Source organism: Streptomyces smaragdinus, assembly GCF_009604385.1.
In the GTDB taxonomy this organism is placed as follows: Bacteria; Actinomycetota; Actinomycetes; order Streptomycetales; family Streptomycetaceae; genus Streptomyces; species Streptomyces smaragdinus.
The window spans coordinates 68,540-94,402 of sequence record NZ_WEGJ01000003.1; the positions used below are offsets into that span (position 1 = coordinate 68,540).

Consider the following 25,863-nt stretch of genomic DNA (forward strand, 5'->3'; position numbering starts at 1 on the left):
AGCGTTCCACTCAGCGATACGCTGTTCGGCAGAGGGGGAGGAAGGGGTTCCGGTCATGGCGGAGGTTCCCGAGACCGAGGTGACCGGCAGCGACACCGTGCTCGGCAAGGCGCTGGCCATCCTGCGCGCCTTCGGCCCCGCCGACTCCGTGCTGCCGCTGGCCGAGCTGGTGCGGCGTACGGGGCTGGCCAAGCCCACCGTCCACCGGGTGGCCGGGGATCTGGTGCGCCACCGGCTGCTGGACAAGACCGGGCACGGCTACCAGCTGTCGGGGGGCCTCTTCGAGCTCGGTCTGCGGGCCGCCGCCGAGCGGACGCTGCTGGAGCTGGCGATGCCGTTCCTCCAGGACCTGTACGAGCGCACCCACGAGACCGTCCACCTGGGCGTGCGCGAGGGCCAGGAGGTGGTCTACATCGCCAAGATCGGCGGCCACCGCCAGGCCCAGGCCCCCTCGCGCACGGGCGGACGGATGCCGCTGCACTGCACCGCGATCGGCAAGGTGCTGCTGGCGTACGCCCCGCAGGAGGACTGGGCGGCGGTGCTGAACGGGCCGCTGGAGCGCCGTACGCCCCGGACCGTCGTCGCGCCGGGGCTGCTGCGCCGGCAGCTGACGAAGGCGGTCGAGACGGGCGTCGCGTTCGAGCACGAGGAGTCGAGCCCCGGCCTGGTCTGCGTCGCCGCCCCCGTCCTCAAGCCGGACGGCACGACGGCGGTGGCGGCGATCAGCGTCAGCGGCCCGGCGACCCGCTTCAAGCCGGAGTCCCATGCCACGGCGGTACGGGCCGCCGCCACGGCCCTGGGCTCGACATTGGCCCGCCGCAGACGCTGACCGGCGTTACCGCCCCGCGGCGGCGACCATCGCGTCGCCGATCCCCGCCATCGCGTCCGCGAGCTGGTCCATCCAGTCCGTGATCGACCGCCCGTCCCCCGCCTGCAGGGCCACGAAGGCGCCGTCGAAGCCGGCCATGCCGAAGTGCGCGAGGGCGTCGCCGACCCGCCCCGCGATCTCCTCGCCCTCCCCCAGATACGCGGAGCGGACCATGTGCCGCATGTAGTCCCGGCCCTCGTCACGGACCGTGATCACCGTCTGCTGCGCCTCCGGGGCGTCCGCCGCCTCCCGGCTCATCACCAGGACGAGCAGCAGCCGCAGGAACTCCTCCCGGTTCTCCAGCACGGCCCCGGTCCGCCGCAGATACCAGCGCAGCCGCTCGCGCGGGGTGCCGCCGTCGGGCGGATTGCGGTGGGCCTCGCGCATGCCGTCGAAGAAGCCGTGCGCCCCCTGGGCCATGACCGCCGAGAGCAGCCCCGCCTTGGAGTCGAAGTGGTGATAAAAGGCACTCTTCGGCAGACCGGTCTCCTTGGCGAGCGTCGACATCGACGTGCCGGCATAGCCGCGCACGGACATCACCCGCGCCGAGGCGTCCAGAATCTCCTGCCGCGATCTGCGGCCGCGGCTGTTCCCGCTGCGGGGGGTCTGCGGCACGGTCTCCTCCACGTTTTCCACCGTCCGGAGTCTAAGCGCTTGCACAGCCGGACCCGATCCAGAAGGGAATTAGCGGGATATTCAAGGGCCATTCACCTCTTGACAGGGTGGCACGCCATGTCGTTAGCTCTGTTTTGAACCGACCGATCGGTACAAAACAAGGCTGCTCCCGCCACGAAGAAGTGGCCGCGCACACCGCACTGGCCGACGATCGGAATCACCACCCCGAACCTCAGTGCCTTGTGCCCGAGCGAACCCGGAGCCCGCATGACCAGCTACGACGCGGATGTCGCCATCGTCGGATACGGCCCGACGGCAGTCGTCGCCGCTCTCACCCTCGCCAAGTACGGCGTTTCCACCGTGGCCCTCGAGCGCGACCGGGAGATCTATCCCCGTGCCCGCGCCGTGACGGTGAACGACTGGACGATGCGGATCTTCCAGGACGTGGGCATCGCCGACCGGGTGGAAGCCGTGATCGACCCGCAGCGGGCGCTGCGCTGGGTGACGTACGACGGCAAGGAGATCATGCGGGTCGAGCACCCGCCGTCGACGCTGGGCCGCAAGCCGCGCTTCTACAACATCTACCAGCCGACGATGGAGGCCGAGATCCGCGCGGCCGCCCAGGACCGCTACCCCGGCCTGATCGACGTCCGCTACGGCCACGAGGTCACCGGCATCGAGCAGGACGCCGACGGCGTCACGGTCACCGCGACGGCCGACGGCGAGACCCGTACCGTCCGCGCCAAGTACGCGATCGGCGCCGACGGCGGCTCCAGCTCCACCCGCGGCAACATCGGCTGCACGCTGCTGGGCGACACCCACGACTTCACCTGGGTCGTCATCGACTGCTACGTCAAGCGCTGGTGGCCGGACCGCGACTTCCTGACCTTCTGGTCAGACAAGGAGCGCCCGGTCGTCGACATCGCGCTGTCCGCGGGCAACCACCGCTGGGAGATCCCCCTCAAGCCCGACGAGACCCCCGCGGACTTCCCGACCAGCACCGAGGTGTGGCCGCTGCTCAAGGCCCTCGGTGTCACCGAGGACGACGTGGACATCCACCAGCACGCGTTCTACAAGCACCACGTGCGGATGGCCGACACCTGGCGCAACGGCCGGGTCTTCCTGGCCGGCGACGCCGCCCACCTGATGCCGCCGTGGGCGGGCGCGGGCATGCAGTCCGGTATGCGCGACGGCCACAACCTGGGCTGGAAGCTGGCCCGCGTCATCAAGGGCGAGCTGCCCGAGAGCTGGCTGGACACCTACGAGGCGGAGCGCCGCCCGAACGTCCAGTTCTTCACCGACCTCGCGGTGGGCCTGGGCCGGGTCATCAAGCAGGAGGCCTCCGCGGAGGAGGTCGCCGCGATGAACGCCGTGCCGGAGAACACCGTCACCCCGTACGAGCCCCCGCTGATCGCCCCGCCCGTGCTGACCGCCGGCTGGCTGCGCGGCGAGACCGGCGACGCCAGCGTCATCGGCCGCATGATCCCCCAGCCCGTCACCGGCGACACCGCCGGCCGGATGGCCCTCCTGGACGTCCTGCTCGGCGACGACTTCGTCCTCCTCGGCGACGACGTCGACCCCACGACCGTCCTCACCCCCGGGGAGAAGGCCGGCTGGGACGCGCTCGGCGCCCGCTACGTCGCCGTCCGCCCCAAGACCGCGTACACCCAGGGTCCCGACGACCTCGTGGACCTCGACGAGGTGCTGCTGCCGTGGATGCGCCGCTACGGCGCCCGCGTGATCGCGGTCCGTCCCGACCGGTTCGTCGCCGCCGCCGACACCAGCGGCCTCGCCGTCCCCGCCTGACACCGGCGTTGCCCCGCCACGTACCACGCACTACGCAAGGAGAGACACATGTCCGGAGTCAAGGAACTCGGCTATGTCGTCTACGAGGTGAGCAGCCTCGCGGACTGGGAGCACTTCGGTGTCGAGCTTCTCGGCATGCAGTACGGCGAGAAGACGGACGACGGCTTCACGCTGCGCACCGACGAGAAGGCCCACCGCTGGGTGATCACCGAGGGCGCCGCCGACGACCTGGTGGCCTCCGGCTACGAGGTCGCCGGCCTCGCGGAGCTCGACGCCCTGGTGGCCAAGCTGCGCGACGCCGGCCTCGAGGTCACCGAGGGCGACGCGGCGCTGGCCGCCGCCCGCAAGGTGGAGCGGATCTTCGTCACCGCCGACCCGATGGGCAACCGGGTGGAGCTCGTGCACGGCCTCGCCGACGCCGCCACCCCGTTCCACTCGGACAAGCTGCTCGGCGGCTTCGTCACCGGCGCCGGCGGCGCCGGCCACCAGGTGCTGCTCACGCCCGGCGTGTCCCGCGAGACGTACCTCGCCTTCTACATCGACCTGCTGGGCTTCAAGGTCAGCGACATCATCGTCGAGGAGCTCGCTCCCGGCATCGTCGCCGACCTGATCTTCCTGCACTGCAACGGCCGCCACCACACCGTCGCCTTCGGCGACATGCCGTCGCCCAAGCGGACCCACCACTTCATGGTCGAGGTCACCGACATCCGCGACGTCGGCCTGGCCTACGACCGGTGCATGGACGCCAAGCAGCCGTTCGAGATGACGCTCGGCATGCACCCCAACGACCACATGTTCAGCTTCTACGTCATCACGCCGTCCGGTTTCAGCATCGAGTACGGCTGGGGCGGGCTGATCATCGACGACGCGACGTGGGAGGTCAAGACGCTCGACCGGCTGCACAGCTGGGGCCACCGCCCGCCGGGCGTCGTGGCCGAGCTGCTCGCCGCCGCCCCCGCGCCGCACGGAGAGGACCACTGATGGCGCTCGACCCCAAGGACATCGCCCGTACCGTAGAGGTCGCCGACGGCACCCTGCGCTACTACGAGGCGGGCTCCGGCCACCCGCTGCTCCTGCTGCACGGCTCCGGCCCCGGCGCCACCGGCTGGAGCAACTTCGCCGGCAACATCGAGGCGCTCGCGGAGAACTTCCACGTGTACGCCGTCGACATGCCCGGCTGGGGCGAGTCCTCCGCCGTGACCGTCGACGAGATCGACCACGTGCGCACCGCGATCCAGTTCCTGGACGCCCTGGGCATCGACAAGGCCGCGTTCGTCGGCAACTCGATGGGCGGCCAGAACTCGCTGCGCCTGGCCACCGAGCACCCCGGGCGGATCTCCCACCTGATCACCATGGGCCCCCCGGTCGGCATGCGCCCCACCCTCTTCGGCGCCGGCGACGGCCCGTCCGAGGGCCTGAAGCACCTGATCGCCGCCTACCGGGACCCGAGCCCGGAGAACATGCGCCGGCTCGTGGAGATCATGGTCTACGACAAGGCCACCTTCGCCACCCCCGAGCTGTGCAAGGCCCGCTCCGACGCCGCGCTCGCGCGCCCGGACCACCTGCGCAACTACGTGGAGGGCATGCCCAAGGGCGCCCCGCTGCCCCAGTGGGTCAAGCCCGAGCTGCTGTCGAAGATCCAGGTCCCGACGCTGCTCATCCACGGCCGCGACGACCGCGTCGTGTCGTACGAGAACTCGCTGTTCCTGCTGGCGAACATCCCCAACAGCCGTCTGGTGGTCCTCAACCACTGCGGTCACTGGGCGATGATCGAGCACCCGGACGAGTTCAACCGGCTGGTCACGGACTTCGTCAAGAACAACTGACCGGTCCCCCCGCTCCGGGGGCGTGCGGACTCCCCCGTGCCGCACGTCCCCGGTCCCTTGTCCGCGAAGGCGGCCACGCGCGTTGGTCGGGCGCGCCGGGTGATTGTCCCGACGTCCGGCTGATGACCCGTGGCCGCCTTCGTGGCACGGTTCCCTCGTATCGGGATACGAGGAAGTGGAGACGGCCCTGCGACGCTACGCGTTCGACCCCGAGCTGGCCGCGGCCCTGGCCATGGTGCCCGACGTCGACATCTCCGACGTGCCCGCCGCCCGCGCCGCCCAGGCCGGGCAGCTCGCCCCCGTGGCGGCGCTGCCCACCCCCGGCGTCGACGTCACCGAGCGGCTGGTGCCGGGGCCGCAAGGGGCGCCGGACGTACGGCAGGTCGTCTACCGGCCGCAGGGGGTCGCCGGGCCGCTGCCCGCCGTGTTCAGCGTGCACGGCGGGGGCTTCGTCGTCGGCACGCCTTACGTCGACCACGAGTCCAACGCCCGGCTCTGCCTGCGGCTCGGTGCCGTCGTCGTGGCCGCCGGCTACCGGCTGGCCCCCGAACACCGGCACCCCGACGCGCTGGAGGACTGCTACGCGGGACTGTGCCGCGTCGTCGAGGACGCCGGGGCGCTGGGCGTGGCGCCGGACCGGATCGCCGTCAGCGGGGACAGCGCCGGAGCCGCGCTGGCCACCGGCGTCGCGATGCTGGCGCGGGACCGGGGCGGGCCCAAGATCCGGTTCCAGCATCTGTCGAGCCCCGCGGTCGACGACCGGCTCGTCACCGCGAGCTCCGTCGAGTTCACCGACACCCCCGTATGGAACCGGCGCTGCGCCGAGCTGTCGTGGGCCGCGTATCTCGGACCCGGGGTGCCCGGGTCCGCGGACGTGAGCCCGTACGCGGCGCCGGCCCGGGCGGACGCGGCCCAGCTGGCGGGGCTGCCGCCGGCGTTCGTGTCCGTGATGGAGTTCGACCCGCTGCGGGACGAGGGCATCGCGTACGCCCGGGCGCTGCGGGCCGCGGGGGTGGCGACGGAGCTGCGGCTGTACGAGGGGACCTTCCACGGCGCGGCGATGGTCCGGCACGCGGCGGTCGTACGGCGGGCGTCGGACGACGCGGTGGCGGCGCTGGCGGAGGCGCTGACGCCGTGAGTCACGCCGGCGGGCCCGCCGCCCGGTAGGCGTGCAGGGCGAGCTGGGCGCGGAAGCGGTCGTGCGGGTTCTGCAGATGCCAGCCCAGCGCGGACTCCACCCGGTGCAGCCGCGCCGCGACCGAGCTGTGGTGCAGGTGCAGCACCGCCGCCGCCTGCCGCAGTGACCCCGTACCGCAGAACGCCGCCAGCGCCTCCAGACACTGCGCGCCGCCGTCGCGGTCGGCGAGCTCGGCCAGGGCACCGACCTCGGGGCGGGCCCGCAGCCGCTCGGCCGGAATGTCGGCGAGCAGCGACACCACCCCCAGCTCGTCGTGGTCGGCGACGGCCGTCCCCGGCGGATACGGCCCGGCGAACCGCAGCGCCGCCCGCGCCTCACGCCACGACCGGTCCGCCTCCAGCGCCGGCACGCTCCCCCCGACGCCCACCCGGATCCCGGCCAGGGTCCCGCCGCGCCCCAGCACCGCCGTCCGCAACTCCCCGGCCGGGGAGCCGTCACCGTCCGGCCGCTGCACCAGCACCGCGCCCAGCTCCCCCAGCCGCACCACCCGCACCGCACCCGTCAGCCCCGTACGCCCCAGCAGCGTGACCGCCGCGACTCCCGGATCCGGCGGACCGCCCGACGGGGCGACCGCGGCCACCGCCAGCACCCGCAGCGGCCGCTCCGGGACCAGGCCCAGCAGCCGCAGGGCCCGCGCCCGGTCGGCGACCTCCTCCCGCTCGGAGAGCACGAGCTCCGCCAGCGCCGGATCCGCGGCGTGCAGCTGACCCGTCCGGTCCGGGCCGGTGTCGGTGACCTGCGCCGCGATGGCCATCCACTCGAGGATCAGCTCGTCCAGCGGCCCCGCGCCCCCCGGCCGCTCCAGCCACACCCGCCCCGCCGGCTCCAGCGCCGCCTCCCCGGACACGGCCAAGGGCCCGGCCCCGGGCAGCGGATCACCCTCGGGCCCGAACCGTACGACCGGACCCTCCGCCGGCTCCCAGCCCGCCGGACACTCGGCGAGCCCCGCCGTGGACCGCACCAGGGCCTGCGGCTCCAGCGGACCGGCGCTCAGCAGCCCCTCGTAGTGGGCGATGACACGCAGCGCGGTCCCGGCCTCGGCGTCCAGCGCCGACAGGCGCAGCAGCAGACCCTTCACGGGCGCAGTCTAGGGACGGCAGGTGCATGACGAGAAGGACGCACGGCTGCCCGCGACGCCTGACAGTCCGCCGCGGGCATACCCCGACCTGCCGTTACGGCCGGAAGAGCCGGGCCGGAACGGAATCCGCGACGGCCCGGTAGCCGGCGGGGATCATGTGCAGATGGTCCCCGATGTCGTAACCGGGCAGCAGCTGCCGGGGATTCGCCGGATCACGCGTGACCTCGTCGAAGTCCAGTACCGCGTCGAACACACCGCTGTGCCGGATCCACTCGTTGACCTGCGCCCGGGACGCCTCACGCAGCCCCGCCGCGTCGTCGTACCCCTCGTTCCCGCCGAACGGGGTTATCGTCGCCCCGTAGACCTTGATGCCCTGGGCGTGGGCCCGCACGACGATCTGCTCGTACGCGCCGAGGAGTTCCCGTACGACGGCCTGCTGCGCCCCGGGCGTCGCGGCGGCGGTGCCGATGTCGTTCACGCCCTCGAAGACCACCAGCCACTCGACGCCGCTGGCCGACAGGACGTCACGGTCCAGACGGGCCAGGACGTTGGGACCGAGGCCGTCGTCCAGGACGCGGTTGCCGCCCGCCGCCTGGTTGAGCAGGGCCAGATCCGCCGTGCCGCCGTGCGACTGGAGCTGGTCCAGCATCAGGTCCGGCCAGCGGTCGTTGCCGTTGGTCGTCGAACCGCGGCCGTCGGTGAGGGAGTCACCCAGCACCGCGACGGCGGACGCATGGCCGGGGGCGAAGACCTCGACACCGCTGAGGAAGTACCAGTGGTCCGCGCGCGCCGCGCCCGGCAGGTCACCCGCCAGCGTGTGATCGCCCGCCAGCAGATACGAGGAGGTACGCGACCCCGGGTGCGAGGTGATGCTCTCCGACGCCTGCCCGTCCGCCAGATACGCCGTCACCGTGAGATTGGTGCCCGGCTTCACCGCGAACGGCAGCGGATCGGACACCATCTGCGCGCCCATCGGCACGTTCACGGACGACGCCCCGCCGAACGTGACCCGCCGCGAGCTGCCCTCCTCGATCGCGCTCGCCCCTGCCTGCCCCCCGGCGGGCAGGGCCACGGCCACCGAGGTGATCGGCAGATCGGCCCCGCCGAAGGCGTTGGAGAACCGCAGCCGGATCCGCTCCCCGCCCGCCGTGACCCGCACCGTCTGCCGCAGCGTCGCGTCCCGCAGCACCCGGCCGGGCTGCGTGAACGGCGCCGGCGGCATATTGCCCGGCTCCGTCAGCTGCGGCATCGACGCCCAGGTGTGCAGCCAGTGCCCGGCACTGTCCGGCACCGCGGCGACCGGCGCCTGCCGCGGCCCGGACCCGGACCGCAGCGCCCCGCCCAACGTCGCCGACCCGACGACCACCACCGCCGCGACGGCCGCGGCGATCAGCGGGCCGGTGAAGCGTGACGTTCTCTCCATTGGCGCTCGCCCTCCCCTGGAATCACCGGTGCCTCCGGTGGCCCGGTCATCGTGGCAGCGCCGTGGCGGCAGGGCATCAGACACGTGTCGGGCATCCGGCGGGTCCCGCCCGACCCCCGTGTCACACCCATTGACACCTCCGCCGGACGACGGGGATAAAGAGTCAGCCGATTTCCCTGTACAGGACACACGTCACCCGGAAACCGGCGCCCCGGTACGGGACTTGCCCGCCCCGTACTCCCTGCCACCCCCGCGACGACGCGGGGTCCCCTGGAGGTCCTGGTGCTGCTGTCCCGGTACCTGGCAGCCGCGGCCGCGGCTGCCCTGGCGTTCGGCACGCTGACCGCTCCGGCGGCGGCCGGCGAGGAGAACGGGGGCGCCGGCTGCGACCCCGTCGTCCCCGCCGAATGTCTGCTGCCGTTCCCCAACGACTGGTACACCGTCCACGACTCCGGCACCGACACCGGACGCCGCGTCTCCCTCTCCCCGGCCGCCATGCCCCACAACGTCCTGGGCCAGGGCATGGACCCGGCGGAATGGAACCGCGCCGACGGCTTCTCCCCCGGGTCGATGCTGCTGGCCCAGGTGCCGGGGCTCGACCTCGCCCGTACGGGAGCGGCGCCGCTCACCGACATCGGGGCGTCGCTGCGGCGGGACGCGCCGATCGTGGTCGTGGACGCCGACACCGGGGAGCGGTGGCCGTACTGGGCGGAAACGGACGCCAACGCCACGGACCCCGCGCGGCAGGCGCTGATCATCCGCCCGGCGCGGAACTTCCTCGAGGGCCACCGGTACGTCGTCGCGCTGCGGAACCTGAAGGACGCCGCGGGGCACCCCATCCCCGCCGGAGACGCGTTCCGTACCGTCACCGGGCCTCAGCTGCGGCGGGGACACCCGCTGTACGAGCGCCAGCAGGCCATGCGGGGCGTGGAGAAGGCCCTGCGGCGGGCCGAGGTGCCGCCCAAGGGGCTCAACCTGGCATGGGACTTCACCGTCGCCAGCGAGCGCGGCCTCAGCGAGCGCATGCTCCACATCCGTGACGACTCCTTCGCCGCCCTCGGCTCCGCGTCCCCCTCCTTCACCGTCACCGACGTCGTCGACAACCCGGCCGTCCGCCAGGTACGCGGCACCTTCCAGGTCCCGAGCTACCTCAACCAGCCCGGCGGACCCCCCGGCTCCGGCTTCCACTACGGCTCCGACGGACTGCCCTCCCAACTCCCCGGCAACACACAGACCGCCCTCTTCCAGTGCGAGATCCCCCGCAGCGCCTTCACCCACCCCGCCAAACCCGCGCTGTACGGCCACGGACTCCTCGGCCGCGAGTCCGAAGTCGGCTCCGCACCCCAGCTGTCCCTCATAGCCGCGCACAACCTCGCCCTCTGCGCCACCCGCTGGCAGGGCATGGCGGAGGAGGACACCCTCAACGTCGCCGCCACCATGGGCGAGCTGGGACGCTTCGGCACCGTCGCCGACCGGCTGCAGCAGGGCGTCCTCAACGGCCTGTGGCTCGGGAAGCTGATGACACACCCCGACGGCCTCAGCTCCTCCCCCGCCTTCCGGTCCGACAGCGGGTCGCCGGTCCTCGACACCGGCGCCGAACTCGGCTACTACGGCAACAGCCAGGGCGGGATCATGGGCGGCATGCTCACCGCCGTGTCCACGGACGTCACCAAGTCCGTGCTCGGGGTCCCCGCCATGAACTACTCCACGCTCCTCAACCGCAGCGTCGACTTCGCCCCCTTCCAGCAGATCATGGACCAGGCGTACCCCGACAAGCTCACCCAGCAGCTCGGCTTCGCCCTGATCCAGATGCTCTGGGACCGGGGGGAGGCCAACGGCTACGCCCAGCACATGACGTCCGACCCCCTGCCCGGGACTCCGCGCCACCAGGTGCTGATGCACGTGGCCTACGGCGACCACCAGGTCTCCCCCACGGCGGCGGAGGTCGAGGCCCGCACCGTGGGCGCCCGGATCCACACCCCCGTGGTCGCGGCCGGCCGCAACCCGGACGTGGTCCCGTACTGGGGGATCCCCTCGCTGCGGGAGCCGGCCCGGGGCTCGGCGATGGTGGTCTGGGACAGCGGCTCTCCGTACCAGCCCCTGACGAACACCCCGCCTCTCGCGGGACGCGACCCGCACAGTGACCCCCGGCGGTCGCCGGCCGCGTGGGACCAGATGTACACGTTCCTGACGACGGGGGTCGTGGCGGACGTGTGCGGGCGCGCGGCGTGTACGGCGTCCGCGGGTTGACTCCGTCGCGCGGCGGTGTGCGTCCGGCCGGTGGCCGTTTGCGGCGGTCTTCGGCTGGCGGTTGCGTCGGCTGACGCGCATCCGGCCTTCGGCCGGAGGCCTCAAGCGCCGGCCGGGCTGAGGGTGGGTGACTTGGCCTCTGCGTCGGTGCCTGGTCGATCGTGGTGCGCTCCGGCCCTCTGGGGGTCGGGGCCGCCCGACACACCTGTGCGCGTACTGCCGCGTCGTGGTCCATTCGGGCGCGCTTCCCGTACGCGCACAGGTGTGTCGGACACCCCCTTATAGCGTCGGCGGCTGTCCGATCCGCCGTGGGCATGTTATTCAACCCCGTTGCCCAGGGGTAATGGGCCGACTCCGCCACGGGCCGAGCCCCCGGATTCCGGCGGCCGCCGACGAAAGCCAGGGGACGTCCGACACGCCTGTGCGCGTACGGGAAATGCACCCAACCCAACCACGACGCGGCAGTACGCGCACAGGTGTGTCGGGCGGCCCCGACCCCTACCGTGACTGCGGCGCACCCCGATCGACCAGGAACGGCTGAGGAGGCCAACAACCCCACCCCCAGCCCGGCCGGCGCTTGAGGCCTCCGGCCGAAGGCCGGATGCGCGTCAGCCGACGCAACCGGCAGCCAAAGACCGCCCACACCGCCACGCGACTACATCATCCGCCGGAGCACCGCCTCCACCGCGTCCACCAGCAAATCCCCCCCAGCGCGCGGATGCCGCGCAAGGCCGAACTCGACGTCCGGCAAGGCCGGCAGCGCGGACGCCGCGGGGGAGGCCGTCGCGGGCGAGAGGTTCACCGGCATCAGGGCCGCCGCCCCCAGACCCGCCCGTACCGCGGCCTGGACGCCGACCAGGCTGTTGCTCTCGAACGCGACCCGCCACCGCCGCCCCGCCCCCTCCAGGGCCTCCAGCGCCGACGTCCGCCAGAAGCACGGATGGGAGAAGAGCACCACCGGCAGCGGGTCGGCGCCGACATCCACCCCTGGGCCCACCGCCCAGGCGAGCGGCTGCCGTACGGTCCAGCGCGGGGGTCCGGGGAGGTCCGGGACGTGGTCGAGGACCAGTTGGACGCGCCCCGCCGCGTACGCCTCCCGCATTGCCGCCGTCGGCAGGCAGAGCACCTCCAGCGTCGCCCCCGGGTGCAGCCGGGCGAGGTCGGCCAGGGCCTGCGGGAGCCGGGAGGCGGCGAGGTCCTCGAGGAGGCCGACGCGGCAGTGGCCGGTGAGCGCGCGGCCGGTCTCGGTGAGGGCCTCCGTGCAGAGGGAGAGGATGCGTTCGGCGTACGGGAGGAGGTCCTCGCCCGCCCGCGTGGGCAGGACGCCGGAGGGCGAGCGGTGCAGGAGCGGGCGGCCGACTATGCCCTCCAGGCGGCGTACCTGCTGGCTGAGGGCCGGCTGGGTGTGGCCCAGCGCGGTCGCGGCGCGGCTGATGCTGCCGGACCGTACGGCGGTGACGAACGAGCGGAGGAGGGCGATCTCCAGATCCTTGGCCATAAGGATTCATTATGCCGGCGACAACCGATTCACGTCTTCCTATGGCCGGTCGGGAAATCTAGCGTCGGGGGATGACCGGCTACCGACAGATCCTCGCCCTGCCGGGGATGGCCCCGCTGTTCGCCGTCTCCTTCCTCGCCCGCACCGCGATCACGGCCGACGCGATGGCGCTGACGATGTACGTCGTGCTGGATCTGGACCTCGGCTACGCCGCGGCGGGCGGTGTGGCGGCGGCGCTGACCGCGGGGCTGGCGGTGGGCGGGCCGCTGCTCGGGCGGGTGATCGACCGGCGCGGGGCGCGGGGCGTGCTGCTCGGGACGGCCGGGGCGCAGGCCGTGTTCTGGCTGGGCGTCCCCGTGCTGCCGTACGCGGCGCTGCCGGCCGCCGCGTTCGGGGCAGGGCTGCTGATGGTGCCGGCGCAGTCCGTGACCCGGCAGGCGATCACCGCGGCGACCGGGGCGGGGCAGCGGCGGGCCGCGTTCGTGCTGGAGTCGGTGCAGGGGGAGTTGTCGTATCTGGTGGGGCCGGCGGCGGTCGTCGCGGGGGCTGCGGCGTGGTCGCCGGGGGTGGTGGCGTGGGCGGTGGGCGCCTTGATCGTGGCGGGCGGGGCCGGACTGGCCGTGCTCGATCCGCCGTTGCGGACTCCGGAGGAGGAAGGGGCGCCGGCGCGCCGGAAGTGGCTGGACGCGCGCATGGTGGCCGTCCTGGTGATGGCGCTCGGCGCCAACACGCTGCTCGGCGGGGTCGATATCGCGGTCGTCGCCGCGCTGGAGGAGGCGGGTCAGGTGTCGTGGGCGGCGGGCGTGGTCGTCGTGCTCGGGGTGACGTCCGTCGGGGGCGGGCTGACGTACGGTGCGCTGGACCGGCCGCTGCCCACCTGGGTGCTGCTCGGGGCGCTGGGGCTGGTGACGATGCCCGTCGGGCTCGCCCACGGGTGGCCGTGGCTGGCGGTGGCCGCCGTCGGTACGGGGCTGCTGACCGCGCCGACCATGTCCGCGGTGGCCGACGCGGTGAGCCGGCTCGCTCCGGCGGGGGCGCGGGGGGCGGCGACGGGGCTGCAGTCGGCGGCGCTCAGCGCGGGGTTCACGCTGGGGGCGCCGCTCGCCGGCGCGGTGATCGATGTCACCGCGCCGGCGGGCGGGTTCGCGGCGGCCGGTCTGGCCGGACTCGCCGCCGCGGTCATCGGGTGGCTGCTGCCGCGGCTGAGAGGCTGTTGCCGAACCCCCGTCGTCCGCGCGGAGCGCGGGCGTCGCGGCGGTCGGTGCGTGCTCTCGGCGTGCGCTGTCCCAGGTCATGTGGCGGAGCCACCTGTCCTGGGACGGCGTGCGGCGAGAGTGCGTGCCGGGCGTCGGGGCGCAGACGGGGGTTCGGCAACAGCCTCTGAGCACGGGAAGGGCGACGCCGCCCGTCGCCCTCCCCGCACGGTCCCGGTTACCCAGCCGTATACACGGCAACCGTCCTGCCGGGCACGGTGAACGTCCCCGATTCCGCGTCGTACGACGACTGGCGTACCACCTCGTCGGAGCCCCCCGCCTGCACGGGGTGGAGCCGGTAGTCCGTACCGGCGAGGGAGCCGATCCGCTGGCCGGTGGTCTCCGGAGTGGCGTTGAAGACGACGACCAGCTTCCCCAGCCGCATGGTGATCACGCCCGGCGTCTCGGCGGTCCCGGAGAGCGGGAAGGACAGCGCCGACTGCACCCCGGCGGCGGAGGTCTGCGAGAAGCCGCCCTCCGTGGCGCGGATGCGCAGCAGGTCCTGGTAGGCGCCCGAGGCGCCGGCGATGTCCGGGCAGCCGACCTGCAGCGACGCGGCCTTCAGCAGGGGTGCCGCGTAGCCCCACTTGGGCTGGTTGTCGGCGGCGGGGGGCAGTCCGCGGCCGAAGCCGTTGCCGGCCCGGCAGTCCCAGTGGATGGCGTTGAACCAGTCGCCGCTGTCGTACGAGTTGCGGTCCAGGGACTTCGACCGCAGCAGGTCGGAGCCGGCCTGGGAGAGCGCCGGGCCCTGCGACAGCGCGGCGGTGGCCAGGGCGACGACCTGCATCCGGGCGCGGGCCGCCGGGGTCACCGACGCCGGCAGCTTGAAGGCCAGCGCGTCGAACAGCGTCTCGTTGTCGTGGGCGTCGACGTAGGCGAGCGCGTCGCCGGGGTTGTCGGCGTAGCCCGCGGGGGCGCCGTTGTAGTCGACGTCCGCGCCGGTCACCTCGTGGCCGGAGGTGTCGGTGAAGCGGTAGCCGGCGAGGTTGCCGGTGAGGCCGACCTTGATCTGGTCCTGGTAGTGCAGCAGCCGGGCCCGTTGTTCGGCGGTCGTGCCGTTGGCGGCGGAGCCGTTGGGCTCGTTGAAAAGGCCGGAGGCGAAGCCCTGGACGCCGGGGTCGGCGTCGAAGGGGCCGCCGCCGCGGACCGCGTCGCGGGCGCGGTCGGAGAAGGTGGCGATGCCCGTGCCGGCCATGTGCTTCTGGGTGGCCTGGACGAAGCGGGCGTCGTCGGCGATCTCGCCGAAGTTCCAGCCCTCGCCGTACAGGATGATCTTCTTGCCGTCGACGCCGTCCTTTTCGGGGGTGAGGGCGTCGAGGGCGGCCCGTACCGCCAGCATGTTGGCCTTCGGGTGGTGGCCCATCAGGTCGAAGCGGAAGCCGTCGACCTTGTACTCGCGGGCCCAGGTCACCACCGAGTCCACGACCAGCTTGCCCATCATCGCGTTCTCCGGCGCGGTGTTGGCGCAGCAGGTGGAGGTGGCGACGGAGCCGTCGGCCATGAGGCGCTGGTAGTAGCCGGGGACGATCTTGTCGAGGACGGAGGTGGCGGCCTGGCCGGAGGCGGAGGTGTGGTTGTAGACCACGTCCATGACGACGCGCAGGCCGTCGCCGTTGAGCGACTGGACCATCTGCCGGAACTCGCGGGTGCGGTCCGTGCCGTTCGGGTCGCTCGCGTAGGAGCCCTCGGGGACGGTGTAGTGGTACGGGTCGTAGCCCCAGTTGTACGCGTCCTTCGCCGCCGCCTTGCCGACGCACTCCTGCTGCTTGTCGGAGTCCGGGGCGAAGGAGGGCAGGTCGCAGGCGGGGACGGACTGGTCGGCGGTGCGCTCGGGGATCGTGGCGATGTCGAACGCGGGGAGCAGGTGCACGTACGAGGTGCCGGCCTTCGCGAGGTCGCGCAGATGCCGGGTGCCGTCGGAGTCCCGGTCGGTGAAGGCCAGGTACTTGCCGCGGTGGGCGGCGGCCGTCGTGGGGTCCTCGGCGGAGAAGTCGCGGATGTGGAGTTCCTGGATCCGCGCGTCGCGCAGGGGTACGGCCTCGGGCTTGGTCAGGGTGGACCAGCCCGCCGGGGCGAGGGACTTGTCGCGCAGGTCCACCAGGAGGCTGCGTTCGGAGTCCGTCGTGAGGGCCACGGAGTACGGGTCGGTCACCCGGTTGGTGACGACCTCTCCGGCGGCGGGGGCCCAGACGGTCACGGCGTAGCGGTACGCCTTGCCGCGCCAGCTCGCGGGGCCGGTGACGGTCCAGACGCCGGAGGTGGCGTCGCGGCGCATCGGGACGGTGGTGCCGTCGATCTCGAGGGCGACGTGCTGGGCGGTCGGGGCCCAGAGGGAGAGGGTGGGGCGGCCGGCGGTGAACACCGGGCCGAGCTTCGCCTTGGCGGCGGTCCGCCCGTAGAGGTCGTCGAGGACGCCGGCGAGCTGGACGCCGGTGGCTGTGAGGACGGCGCCGTTGGCGGCGCGCTGGGTGGCGACGAGCTGGCCGCCGAGGGCGTCGCGGACGCGGTCGCTGTCGCGGGGGTCGATGTGGAAGGCGGGGTAGTCCTTGAGGTGGGGGAATTTCGTCTTCTGGGCGTCGGTCAGCTCGGCGGGGGTCAGGCGCAGCCAGTGGGCCTCGCCGGTGAGCCGGCCGTCCTGGACGGCGATGCCGCCGTCGCGGGAGTAGAGGAGCTGGGTGGAGGCGGCGGCGGGGCTGCCGTGCCAGGCGACCGTGGTGGCGTCGAGCCAGACGGCCTGGGCCTTGCCGAGGTCGAGCGCGGCGCCGCCGCCCTTGGGCTGCGGGAGGAGGTATTTCTCCCGGCCGTTCAGCAGCCAGACCTCGTGGCCGTCGGCCTTGAGGTCGAGGGACTGGTCGGCGGGGAGGTCCTTCTCGTCGCCCTTGTGGACGATGTAGCTGAGGGAGGTGGCGCCGTCGGTGAGGGGCACCTCGAACACGGCGCCGTAGGCGTCGGTACGGGTGGGCCGCAGGGGCTGGGCCCAGTCGGTGGGGTTCGCGGCGCCGGTCCAGGTGTGCAGGCCCCAGCCGTCGTAGTCGCCGTCGGCGCGGTGGTAGTGAAGGACGGCCTTCGAGGTGTCCTGCGGGGGTGCGTCGGGGGCGGTTTCGCGGACTTCGGGCTTGCCCTGTTCGACCCAGACCTCGCCGGTCTTCGTCAGGTCGACGAAGCGGTCGGCGTCCACGTCCTTGACGCCGTTCTTGTCGACGACGATGAAGCCGACGCCGGATGCTCCCGGCTTGAGCTTGACGTACGCGAAGGCGCCGTTGGCATCGCGGCCGATGAACGGCTGGCCCTGGGGCCAGGGGCCGGACTGGCCGTCGGCGACGTCGCCCCAGGTGTAGAGGTTCCAGTCGGTGTAGTCGCCGTCGGGGCGGCTGTAGTGGACGACCGCGTAGTCGCGGCTGACGGCGGTCGGCGGCGCCTCGGCGGGGACGGAGCCGGCGGTGGTGGCCGCGGTGGCGCTCGCCGTGTGGCCGGCGGAGTCGATCACGACGGCCTTGTAGCGCAGGTCGGTGCCGGCGGGGGCGGTGATCTTCTGGGTGACCTTGTACGGGGCGTGGTCGGCGGAGCCGAGGATCCGCCAGGGCTTGTCGCCCTGCTGGGCGGCGAACACCACGCGGTTGAGCTGCCCGCCGTCGGCGCCGGCGCCGATCTCCACGGTCCCGGCGGCGCCCGCCTCGGGGGCGTGGAGGGTGAGCGTGGGGTCGGTGGTGGGGGCGGGGAGGGGGGTGGTGGCCTCGAGGACGACGGTGCCGAGGGCGGGGACCTCGAGGTCCAGGGTGCCGTCGGCGGTGCTGTGGACGGTGCCGTCGCCGCCGTAGAGGCGGGTGAAGTCCGTGTCCGCCGAGCCGGTCGGGACGCGGACGGTCTTCGGTTCGGTGGCGCTGTTGACGGCGACGAGGTATTCGGTGCGGGCGGCCGTACGGGAGAACGCGTACACGCTGCCGTCCGCGAGGCGTTCGGTCTGGACGCCGTCGCGCAGGGCCGGGTTGTCCTTCGTCAGCTTCGCGAGCGCGGCGATGCGGCGGTACAGGGGGTGGTCGGGGTCGTAGGCGTCGGTGGCGTGGGTGCGGTCGGTGCCGAGCTGGTCGTCGTCCAGGTAGTCGGGCGTCCGGGAGGCGAAGAGGGTCTGGCGGGCGTCCTTGTCGCCGCCGGCGCCGGTGAAGCCCTGTTCGTCGCCGTAGTAGACGACGGGGTTGCCGCGGGTGAGGAACATGAGGTCGTTCGCCAGGCCGTACCGCTTCAGGAGCTCGGCGTCGGAGGCGCCCGGGTTGTCCTGCTTCAGGAACGTGCCGAAGCGGCCCATGTCGTGGTTGCCGAGGAAGGACACCTGTTCGTAGGCGTTGGACTTGTCCGTCGTGTAGCGGTAGTCCTGCGCGAAGAGCCGGGCGAGGGCGTCCGCGCCGCCGCCGCGTGAGGCGAAGGTGCGGGCGGTCTCCTGGAAGGGGAAGTCGAGGGTGGAGTCGAGGCGTCCCTCGGTCACATACGGCGCGGTGATCGCCGGGTCGGCGGAGTAGACCTCGCCGAACATGAAGAAGTCGTCCCGGCCCCGCTCGGCCGCGTATGCGTCGAGCGCGGTGGCCCACTGGGTCCAGAACGGCATGTCGACGTGCTTGACCGTGTCGATACGGAAGCCGTCGACGGCGAAGTCCCGTACCCAGCGCTCGTAGATCTTCTCCATGCCCGCGACGACCTCGGGGCGTTCCGTCCACAGGTCGTCCAGGCCGGAGAAGTCGCCGTGTTCGGCGGACTCGCCGGCGAAGGTGGAGTCGCCGCGGTTGTGGTACATCGTGGGGTCGTTGAGCCAGGCGGGGACCTTCCTGGTCGCGCCGGGCGCGGGGGTGCGGGGGAAGGAGCCGGCGTCGACGGCGGGGAAGCCGTTCGTGCCGTCCGCGTAGTCCGAGTCGTCGAAGGGAACGCCGTCCTTCGTCAGGTACGGGAAGGCGCCCTTGCTCAGATAGCCGTAGGACTTCTCCTGGTAGTCGACGACGTCGGCGGTGTGGTTGGTGATGACGTCGAAGAAGACTTTCATCCCCTTCCCGTGCGCCTTGTCGATCAACCGCGTGAGGTCGGCGTTGGTGCCGAAGTGCGGGTCGACCTGGGTGAAGTCGGTGATCCAGTAGCCGTGGTAGCCGGCGGAGGCGTCGGCGCCGGTGCCCTGCACCGGGCGATTCTTGAAGATGGGCGCCAGCCAGATCGCGGTGGTGCCCAGGCCCTTGATGTAGTCGAGCCGGTCCGTCAGCCCCTTGAGGTCGCCGCCCTGGTAGAAGCCCTTGTCCGCCGGGTCGAACCCGGTCTCGAGCCGGCTGCCCGTCAGCCCGCCGCGGTCGTTGTTGGTGTCGCCGTTCGCAAACCGGTCGGGGAGGACGAAGTAGAACTGTTCCCGGGTCAGGTCGTGCCGGGCCGGTGCGGCGGCCATCGCGCTGTCGGACGGCGGGGGCGGCGGTGCGGCGGCGGCCGCGGGGACCGCCGGTGCCAGGGCGGCGAGGAGCGCCGTCGCCACGAAGGCGGCGGTACGGCGCGGGGCTGGGCGTCTCATACGGGCGGGTCTCCTCGGTACGTACGGTGGCCGCCCGGTGGGGAGCCCGGGCGGCCGGTTGGGGTGCCCCCGGCGCGCGGCCGGGGTCCGGGGTTCAGCAGCGGGCGCCGGTGTGCAGGGCGAGCGCGGTCTGGGCCGGGATGCTCGCGGTGAACCAGCCGCTCGCGTTCACCGTCACGCAGCCGCCGCGCTGGACGTCGCGGTAGGAGCCGGCGGGCAGCTGGGTCTGGAAGGAGCGGTCGAGGGTGGAGCCCTCGTGGTTGATGACGGTGTAGCCCTTGGTGCCGCGGCCGAAGGCGATGGCCTGGTAGCCGTTGTCCCACCAGTTGACGACGGCCTGGCCGCGGGTGGTGTTGCGGAAGCCGACCATGCCCTTGATCTCCGGCCAGGCGTGCTGGCACTTCCAGCCGTCCTGCCAGCAAGCGCCCACGGTGCCGCCGTTCGGCGGGCCGGCGTCGGCGTTGCTCCACTCGTAGCCGGAGTTGATGTCGGGGGCGCCGTAGGGCCAGGCGAGCATGAAGACGTTGGCGAGGGTGTAGTTGGCGCCGTTCTTGTAGTTCAGGGTCGAGCCGTTGCGTTCGGTGTCGTGGTTGTCGACGAAGACGCCGGCCTTCGAGGAGCTCAGATAGCCCCAGGGTTCGCCGTAGTTGTTGAGGTAGGCGAGGCGTTCGGAGGTGAAGACGCGCTTGAGGTCGTAGGCGTAGCGGAACTCCTGGACGTCGCCGCTGCCGGTGTACTCGCCGGGCTGGACGGCCTCGCCGGCGCCGTAGATGACCTCGTGCTTCCAGTAGACACCCGGGTTGGTCAGCCGGGACTTGATGTTCGCGAGGTCGGCGGCTGCAATGTGCTTGGCGGCGTCGATGCGGAAGCCGTCGACGCCGAGGGAGAGCAGGTCGTTGAGGTACGCGGCGATGCGGCCGCGTACGTAGTCCTCGCCGGTGTCGAGGTCGGCGAGGCCGACGAGCTCGCAGTTCTGCACGTTCCAGCGGTCCGCGTAGTTGCTGACCTGGGAGGTGCAGTTGTCGAAGTCGGGACTGGAGTAGACGCCGGGATAGTTGTACTTGCTGTACGAGGAGCCGCCGGTGCCGGTGCCCGAGCCCGCGGACATGTGGTTGATCACGCTGTCGGCGACGACCTTCACCCCGGCGGCGTGGCAGGTGTTGACCATGTTCTGGAAGTCGGTGCGGCTGCCGAGGCGTCCGGCGATCTTGTAGCTGACGGGCTGGTACGAGGTCCACCACTGGCTGCCCTGGATGTGCTCCTGGGGCGGGGAGACCTGGACGAAGCCGTAGCCGGCGGGGCCCAGGACGTTCGTGCACTCGCGGGCGACGGAGCCGAACTTCCACTCGAAGAGGACGGCGGTGACGTCCTTGGTGCCGGGCGGTGCGGCACCGGCCGTTCCGGTGCCGGGTCCGGCGACGGCGGTGACTGCGGCGAGCGCGACCAGTACCGCGGCGGTTCTTCGGGCCATGACTCCTCCTGGAGGGCACTGAAGGTTCTTGCAGAAAGATTCAGCGCTGTATTGCGGAGGACGGTAGGGCGACATGACCTGGCGGTCAACCCTGAGGACGTAATGCGGTGGTGTCCGGGCCGTATCGATACGGAGGAGGCCGGCGGAGGGCTCTGCAAGAAATTGCAGGACCGGTCGGCCGGCGCGCCCGGACACAAAGAAGGGCAAGGAGTCGTTCGCTCCCTGCCACTCTCAACCTATAGCGCACCGGGGGGCTTGCGGCAAGACCGGGGCTCTGGCGCACAATGCCGGGCCGAGGCCACAACCTGCGGAAACGGGCGTACAGATGACTGACGTGATCATTGTCGGCGGCGGGCCGACGGGACTGATGCTGGCTGCCGAGCTGCGGCTGCGCGGGGCCGCCGTGGTGGTCCTGGAGAAGGAGACGCGGCCGACCCCGTTCGTGCGCTCGCTGGGGCTGCATGTGCGGAGCGTCGAGGTGCTGGACCAGCGGGGGCTGCTGGAGCGGTTCCTCGCGCACGGCACGCGGTATCCGGTGGGCGGGTTCTTCGCGGGGCTGCCCGGGAGGGCGCCGGACGATCTGGACACGGCGCATCCGTACACCCTCGGCATCCCGCAGACGGTCACCGACCGGCTGCTCGAGGAGCACGCCGTCGGGGTCGGCGCGGAGATCCGGCGGGGGTGCGAGGTGACGGGGGTGAGCCAGGACGACGCGGGGGTGACGGCAACGCTTTCCGACGGTTCGCGGCTGGGGGCGCGTTACCTCGTCGGCTGTGACGGCGGGCGGAGTACGGTCCGGGGGCTGCTCGGGGTCGGCTTCCCCGGGGAGCCGACGCGTAACGAGACGCTGCTGGGCGAGATGGAGGCCGCCGCGCCGGCGGAGACGGTGGCGGCGGTGGTGGCGGAGGTCCGGGAGACGCAGAAGCGGTTCGGCCTCGGGCCGCTCGGGGACGGGGTGTACCGGGTCGTCGTACCGGCCGCGGGGGTGGCGGAGGACCGTGGGGTGCCGCCGACGCTGGAGGAGTTCCGGGCCCGGTTGCGGGCGGTCGCCGGGACCGACTTCGGGGTGCACTCGCCGCGCTGGCTCTCCCGCTTCGGGGATGCCACGCGGCTGGCCGAGCGCTACCGCACCGGCCGGGTGCTGCTGGCCGGCGACGCCGCGCACATCCATCCGCCGACCGGCGGCCAGGGCCTCAACCTCGGCCTCCAGGACGCCTTCAACCTGGGCTGGAAGCTCGCCGCCGAGCTGTCGGGGCGGGCGCCGGAGGGGCTGCTGGACAGCTATCACGCCGAACGGCATCCGGTCGCCGCCGCCGTACTGGCCAACACCCGGGCGCAGATGGAGCTGATGTCCACCGAGCCGGGGGCGCGGGCGGTGCGGGCGCTGGTGGCGGAGCTGATGGAGTTCGAGGACGTCAACCGGCGGCTGATCGAGAAGATCACCGCGATCGGCATCCGCTACGACCTGGGCGCGGCACATCCGCTGGCCGGCCGCCGGCTGCGCGACGTGAAGCTGACGTCGGGGCGGCTGTACGAGCTGCTGCGTACCGGGCGCGGACTGCTGCTGGACCGTACGGGGCGGCTGTCGGTGGCGGGGTGGACGGACCGGGTGGACCACGTGGTCGACGAGGGCGACCTGGACGACGGCCTGAACGTACCGGCCGTCCTGCTGCGCCCCGACGGACACGTGGCGTGGGTCGGCGACGATCAGGCGGAGCTGTCCGGCCCGCTGGAGCGGTGGTTCGGCGCGGCCGGCTGAGGGTTACGGGTCCGGCGCCGGACAGGGCCGTACTCACGCCCCCTTCCGCCGCCCGGAACGGGACGCGACGTCCTCCGCCCGGCCCACGCCGAGGACAGCCACCGCCAGCAGCGGCCACACCAGCGCGAACAGCACCCACTGCGACCCCAGCGGCAAATGCTCCGCCAGCACGTCGACCTGCCACAGCCGGTCCAGCAGCAGCACCCCGCCCACCAGCGCGACCTCGTGCCACAGGTACACCGTCACCGCCCGCCGGTTGAGCACCCGCACCAGCCGCTCCCCGCCACCCCGCAGCGACGGCACCCCCCGCGGCCGGAACCGCATCAGCGCCAGCACGAACCCCAGCGACCACAACGCCTGCGCCAGCGGAATCCCGCCCAGGTCGTACCCCCCGTCCGGCACCCGGTGCGTCACCGCGTACCAGCCCCCCGCCCCCAGCAGCACCCCCGCACCCACCAGCACCGTCCGCCCCCGCACCGCGTCGAGCGACCCGTCCCGATGCGCGAACCCCAGCAGCCAGCACGCGCCGAAGATCCCGAAGTCCGAGAGCGCCGCGGACACCGGCTCGGGCAGCCCCCACACCTCGTACTGCGCACACGCCGCCAGCCCGAGGAACCCGCCGAGCAACGGCAGCGGGGCCCGCCGCCAGGCCCACAGCAGCACCGGCGACAGCAGCACGAACCACAGATAGGCCCGGATGTACCAGAGCGGCCCCGTCAGCTGCTCCCCCCACGCACTGCCCGGCGGATCCCCCAGCGGCACCACCCACAGCACCAGCCGCCACGGCTCGGCCGGATGCCACCCGCGCTCCAGCATCCACCCCACCGCGACAACCGCGAACACCCAGAAGGGGATCAGCAGCCGCCGCATCCGCCCCCGGATCACGGACCACGCGGACCGGTCCCCCAGCGACCGCGCCATCAGCGATCCGGCCAGCGCGAACATCACGCCGAGGGACGGGAACAGCACCGTCAGCCACGCCCAGCCGAAGGTGTGATAGACGACCACCCGCACCAGCGCGACGGCCCGCAACAGGTCCAGCCAGCGGTCCCGTCCGGCGGGCTTCGGCGGCGAAGGCGCCGGCGCCGGACGGGGATCCGGCGGAACCGGCGGGGTGCCGGAGCCCGGGCCGGACCGGGGCCCCGCCATCACCACGGCCACCGCCGGCGACGGAATGACCACCTTGCGCGGCACGGACGCCACGAGTTCCCCCACCTCCCCCGTACGCCGCAGCTTGTGCCACTTCAGCCGACCGCCGCTCAGCGCCGTCACCGCCGACTGGAGCAGCACCAGATACATCAGCTGCCGGTACACCAGATGCTGCAGCGGCAACGCCCACAGCACCCGCGGCGGCTCCCCGTCCAGCCGGAACGCGTACGCCGCGCACACCGCCTGCACCCCGAGCACCGCGCCCCACGCCAGCGCCGTACGGGTGGGGTCCAGGAACACCAGCCCGTACACCGCGAACAGGTCGACCAGCGGCCCGAGCAGCGGCGCGACCACGGTGAACAGCGTGACCAGCGGCAGCCCGACCCGGCCGAACCGCCCCGAGTGGCCCCGCTCGACGACCGCGTGCCGGTGCTTCCAGATCGCCTGCATCGTGCCGTAACTCCAGCGGTAGCGCTGGCGCCACAGCTCGCCGAAGCCGCCGGGGGCCTCGGTGTGGGCGACGGCGGACGGCTCGTACACGACCCGCCAGCCGTCGCGGTGCAGGGCCATGGTGAGGTCGGTGTCCTCCGCGAGGGTGTCGGCGCTCAGCCCGCCGATCCGGGCGAGGGCGCCGCGGCGGTAGGCGCCGACCGCGCCGGGGACGGTGGGCATGCAGCCCAGCACGTCGTACATCCGGCGGTCGAGGTTGAAGCCCATCACGTACTCGATGTGCTGCCAGCGGCCGATCATCGTCCGCCGGTTGCCCACCTTGGCGTTGCCGGCGACGGCGCCGACGCGCGGGTCGGCGAACGGCTGGAGGAGGCGGTGGACGGTGTCCGGCTCGAAGACGGTGTCGCCGTCGACCATGACGATCAGGTCGTGACGGGCGGCCATCAGCCCGTTGTTGAGGGCGGCGGCCTTGCCCTGGTTGGTCTGGCGGACGAGGCGGACGCCTGGCAGGTCCAGGGCTTCCACCAGCTCGGCCGTGCCGTCGGTGGAGCCGTCGTCCACCACGATCACCTCGACGGGGTGCTCGCCGGAGGCGAGCGAACGTATCGCGTCCTCGATGCACTCCGCCTCGTTGTACGCGGGCACGATCACCGTCGCCGGTTCGGTGACCGGCGGGCCCCAGCCGAAGCCGGGCGCCCGCCGGATCCGGGCGTGGCGGCGGGCCAGCCACAGCATGGCGCCGAGCCGGCCGAGGAGCAGCACGCCGACGAGCCCCAGGCCCCACGCGAGTACGGGCAGCACGCGGTCGGAGAAGACGATCCCGCCCACGAAGACCCGCCCGCGCCACAGTTCGGCGCCCGCGACCGGGTGGTTGAAGGCGTCCGCGCCGGTGGCGCCGGCGATCGTGGTGAAGGTGTAGCCGCGGGCCCGGAGATCCGGGATGAGCAGGTCGAGCGCGGCGACGGTCTGCGAGCGGTCGCCGCCCGAGTCGTGCAGCAGGACGACCGCGCCCGCGCCGGCCTCCTCCGGCACGGCGCGTTCGGCGATGGTACGGGCGCCGGGGCGCTGCCAGTCCTCGGTGTCCAGATCGTTGAGGGCGATGACGTAGCCGTCCCGGCCGAGCTCGGCCACCGCCGGCCAGGAGGAGTCGTCCAGGGCGTCGGCGCTCGAGGAGTACGGGGGCCGCAGCAGCGAGCTCTTGATGCCCGCCGCGCCGGCCAGGGCCAGCTGGGACAGGGACGTCTCCCGGTCGATGCCGTCCGCGTCGCGGTACGCCAGGTCGGGGTGGCCGAAGGTGTGCAGTCCGATCTCGTGGCCGTCGGCCACCATGTCGCGCACGATCCCCGGGTGCCGGGCGGTCATGGCGCCGGTGACGAAGAACGTCGCGGGGACCCGGTGCCTGCGCAGGACGTCCAGGACCTTCGGGGTCCAGATCGGGTCGGGGCCGTCGTCGAAGGTGAGCACGACGGTCCGGTCGGGGGTGCCCAGGGAGCGGACGACCGGGCCGGTGGCGTCGATGACGGGGCCGCCGGTACGGACACCGGCGGGTACCTTCCCGGCGGCCACGGGCGGGTGGACGCGGTGGTCGGCGGCGAAGTCGCCGCGTACCCAGCCGCCGGCCAGCAGCACACAGGTGAGGGTCAGCAGGACGAGCAGCGGCAGGACGACGGGCAGCCGGCGGGG

15 protein-coding genes and 1 pseudogene are annotated in these 25,863 nt (G+C 72.9%); 8 read left to right on the forward strand and 8 right to left on the reverse strand.

The features are described 5' to 3' along the window. Nucleotides 1–55: 55 nt before the first annotated feature. Nucleotides 56–829, forward strand: coding sequence for an IclR family transcriptional regulator (locus SRB5_RS06455; RefSeq protein WP_153450483.1), 774 nt, complete (start codon nucleotides 56–58; stop codon nucleotides 827–829). 6 nt (nucleotides 830–835) lie between these two features. Here SRB5_RS06455 and SRB5_RS06460 read toward each other — a convergent pair whose 3' ends face one another. Next, nucleotides 836–1,504 carry a TetR/AcrR family transcriptional regulator gene (locus tag SRB5_RS06460; RefSeq protein WP_323377175.1) on the reverse strand — a complete coding sequence of 223 codons (669 nt, stop codon included), beginning with the start codon at nucleotides 1,502–1,504 and terminating at the stop codon, nucleotides 836–838. A gap of 246 nt (nucleotides 1,505–1,750) precedes the next feature. Here SRB5_RS06460 and SRB5_RS06465 point away from each other — a divergent pair, with 246 nt between their 5' ends. The 4 genes from SRB5_RS06465 (at nucleotide 1,751) to SRB5_RS06480 (ending at nucleotide 6,253) form a co-directional block, all read left to right on the forward strand. Further along, nucleotides 1,751–3,289: a bifunctional 3-(3-hydroxy-phenyl)propionate/3-hydroxycinnamic acid hydroxylase gene (locus SRB5_RS06465; RefSeq protein ID WP_153450484.1), complete on the forward strand. Its 1,539-nt coding sequence runs from the start codon at nucleotides 1,751–1,753 to the stop codon at nucleotides 3,287–3,289. A 48-nt stretch (nucleotides 3,290–3,337) separates the two neighbouring features. Further along, the gene (locus SRB5_RS06470) at nucleotides 3,338–4,270 is read left to right on the forward strand and encodes a VOC family protein (protein WP_153450485.1); all 933 of its coding nucleotides are present in this window, start codon (nucleotides 3,338–3,340) and stop codon (nucleotides 4,268–4,270) included. Further along, nucleotides 4,270–5,115 carry an alpha/beta fold hydrolase gene (locus tag SRB5_RS06475; protein WP_153450486.1) on the forward strand — a complete coding sequence of 282 codons (846 nt, stop codon included), beginning with the start codon at nucleotides 4,270–4,272 and terminating at the stop codon, nucleotides 5,113–5,115. Before SRB5_RS06470 ends, SRB5_RS06475 begins: the two co-directional genes overlap by 1 nt. Before the next feature lie 175 nt (nucleotides 5,116–5,290). Beyond that, nucleotides 5,291–6,253, forward strand: coding sequence for an alpha/beta hydrolase (locus SRB5_RS06480; protein ID WP_323377176.1), 963 nt, complete (start codon nucleotides 5,291–5,293; stop codon nucleotides 6,251–6,253). Nucleotide 6,254: 1 nt separating this feature from the next. Here SRB5_RS06480 and SRB5_RS06485 read toward each other — a convergent pair whose 3' ends face one another. Further along, entirely contained in the window at nucleotides 6,255–7,391 is a 1,137-nt protein-coding gene (locus tag SRB5_RS06485; protein WP_323377177.1) for a PucR family transcriptional regulator, read from the reverse strand. A gap of 94 nt (nucleotides 7,392–7,485) precedes the next feature. Next, nucleotides 7,486–8,814: an SGNH/GDSL hydrolase family protein gene (locus tag SRB5_RS06490; protein ID WP_153450487.1), complete on the reverse strand. Its 1,329-nt coding sequence runs from the start codon at nucleotides 8,812–8,814 to the stop codon at nucleotides 7,486–7,488. A 285-nt stretch (nucleotides 8,815–9,099) separates the two neighbouring features. Between SRB5_RS06490 and SRB5_RS06495 the strand changes: the two genes are divergently transcribed. Next, nucleotides 9,100–11,064, forward strand: a complete 1,965-nt coding sequence (locus SRB5_RS06495; protein WP_228389879.1) for a hypothetical protein — start codon at nucleotides 9,100–9,102, stop codon at nucleotides 11,062–11,064. A gap of 655 nt (nucleotides 11,065–11,719) precedes the next feature. Here SRB5_RS06495 and SRB5_RS06500 read toward each other — a convergent pair. After that, the gene (locus SRB5_RS06500) at nucleotides 11,720–12,562 is read right to left on the reverse strand and encodes a LysR family transcriptional regulator (protein ID WP_153450488.1); all 843 of its coding nucleotides are present in this window, start codon (nucleotides 12,560–12,562) and stop codon (nucleotides 11,720–11,722) included. A 71-nt stretch (nucleotides 12,563–12,633) separates the two neighbouring features. Between SRB5_RS06500 and SRB5_RS06505 the strand changes: the two genes are divergently transcribed. Continuing rightward, complete coding sequence (locus SRB5_RS06505; RefSeq protein WP_194292858.1) at nucleotides 12,634–14,037, forward strand: MFS transporter; 1,404 nt, start codon at nucleotides 12,634–12,636, stop codon at nucleotides 14,035–14,037. On the opposite strand, the gene pulA is transcribed toward SRB5_RS06505, so the two are convergent. Continuing rightward, nucleotides 13,994–19,351, reverse strand: coding sequence for a pullulanase-type alpha-1,6-glucosidase (pulA, locus tag SRB5_RS06510; protein ID WP_153450489.1), 5,358 nt, complete (start codon nucleotides 19,349–19,351; stop codon nucleotides 13,994–13,996). The two genes, SRB5_RS06505 and pulA, sit on opposite strands and share 44 nt — an antisense overlap. Before the next feature lie 94 nt (nucleotides 19,352–19,445). Next, nucleotides 19,446–20,822, reverse strand: coding sequence for an alpha-amylase (locus SRB5_RS06515; RefSeq protein WP_153450490.1), 1,377 nt, complete (start codon nucleotides 20,820–20,822; stop codon nucleotides 19,446–19,448). Between the two features lie 325 nt (nucleotides 20,823–21,147). Here SRB5_RS06515 and rox point away from each other — a divergent pair, with 325 nt between their 5' ends. Beyond that, the gene (gene rox / locus SRB5_RS06520; protein WP_153450491.1) at nucleotides 21,148–22,581 is read left to right on the forward strand and encodes a rifampin monooxygenase; all 1,434 of its coding nucleotides are present in this window, start codon (nucleotides 21,148–21,150) and stop codon (nucleotides 22,579–22,581) included. A 33-nt stretch (nucleotides 22,582–22,614) separates the two neighbouring features. Here rox and SRB5_RS36320 read toward each other — a convergent pair whose 3' ends face one another. Next, nucleotides 22,615–23,730, reverse strand: a complete 1,116-nt coding sequence (locus SRB5_RS36320) for an acyltransferase family protein (protein WP_228389880.1) — start codon at nucleotides 23,728–23,730, stop codon at nucleotides 22,615–22,617. A gap of 63 nt (nucleotides 23,731–23,793) precedes the next feature. Continuing rightward, nucleotides 23,794–25,854 (reverse strand): annotated as a pseudogene (locus tag SRB5_RS36325) (bifunctional polysaccharide deacetylase/glycosyltransferase family 2 protein); the annotation flags it as partial. Between the last annotated feature and the right edge of the window lie 9 nt (nucleotides 25,855–25,863).

Coding starts and splice junctions, on each gene's coding strand:
- SRB5_RS06455 (WP_153450483.1), top strand. CDS start 56: ATGGCGGAGGTTCCCGAGACCGAGGTGACCGGCAGCGACACCGTGCTC.
- SRB5_RS06465 (WP_153450484.1), top strand. CDS start 1,751: ATGACCAGCTACGACGCGGATGTCGCCATCGTCGGATACGGCCCGACG.
- SRB5_RS06470 (WP_153450485.1), top strand. CDS start 3,338: ATGTCCGGAGTCAAGGAACTCGGCTATGTCGTCTACGAGGTGAGCAGC.
- SRB5_RS06475 (WP_153450486.1), top strand. CDS start 4,270: ATGGCGCTCGACCCCAAGGACATCGCCCGTACCGTAGAGGTCGCCGAC.
- SRB5_RS06490 (WP_153450487.1), bottom strand. CDS start 8,814: ATGGAGAGAACGTCACGCTTCACCGGCCCGCTGATCGCCGCGGCCGTC.
- SRB5_RS06500 (WP_153450488.1), bottom strand. CDS start 12,562: ATGGCCAAGGATCTGGAGATCGCCCTCCTCCGCTCGTTCGTCACCGCC.
- SRB5_RS06505 (WP_194292858.1), top strand. CDS start 12,634: ATGACCGGCTACCGACAGATCCTCGCCCTGCCGGGGATGGCCCCGCTG.
- pulA (WP_153450489.1), bottom strand. CDS start 19,351: ATGAGACGCCCAGCCCCGCGCCGTACCGCCGCCTTCGTGGCGACGGCG.
- SRB5_RS06515 (WP_153450490.1), bottom strand. CDS start 20,822: ATGGCCCGAAGAACCGCCGCGGTACTGGTCGCGCTCGCCGCAGTCACC.
- rox (WP_153450491.1), top strand. CDS start 21,148: ATGACTGACGTGATCATTGTCGGCGGCGGGCCGACGGGACTGATGCTG.
- SRB5_RS36320 (WP_228389880.1), bottom strand. CDS start 23,730: ATGGCGGGGCCCCGGTCCGGCCCGGGCTCCGGCACCCCGCCGGTTCCG.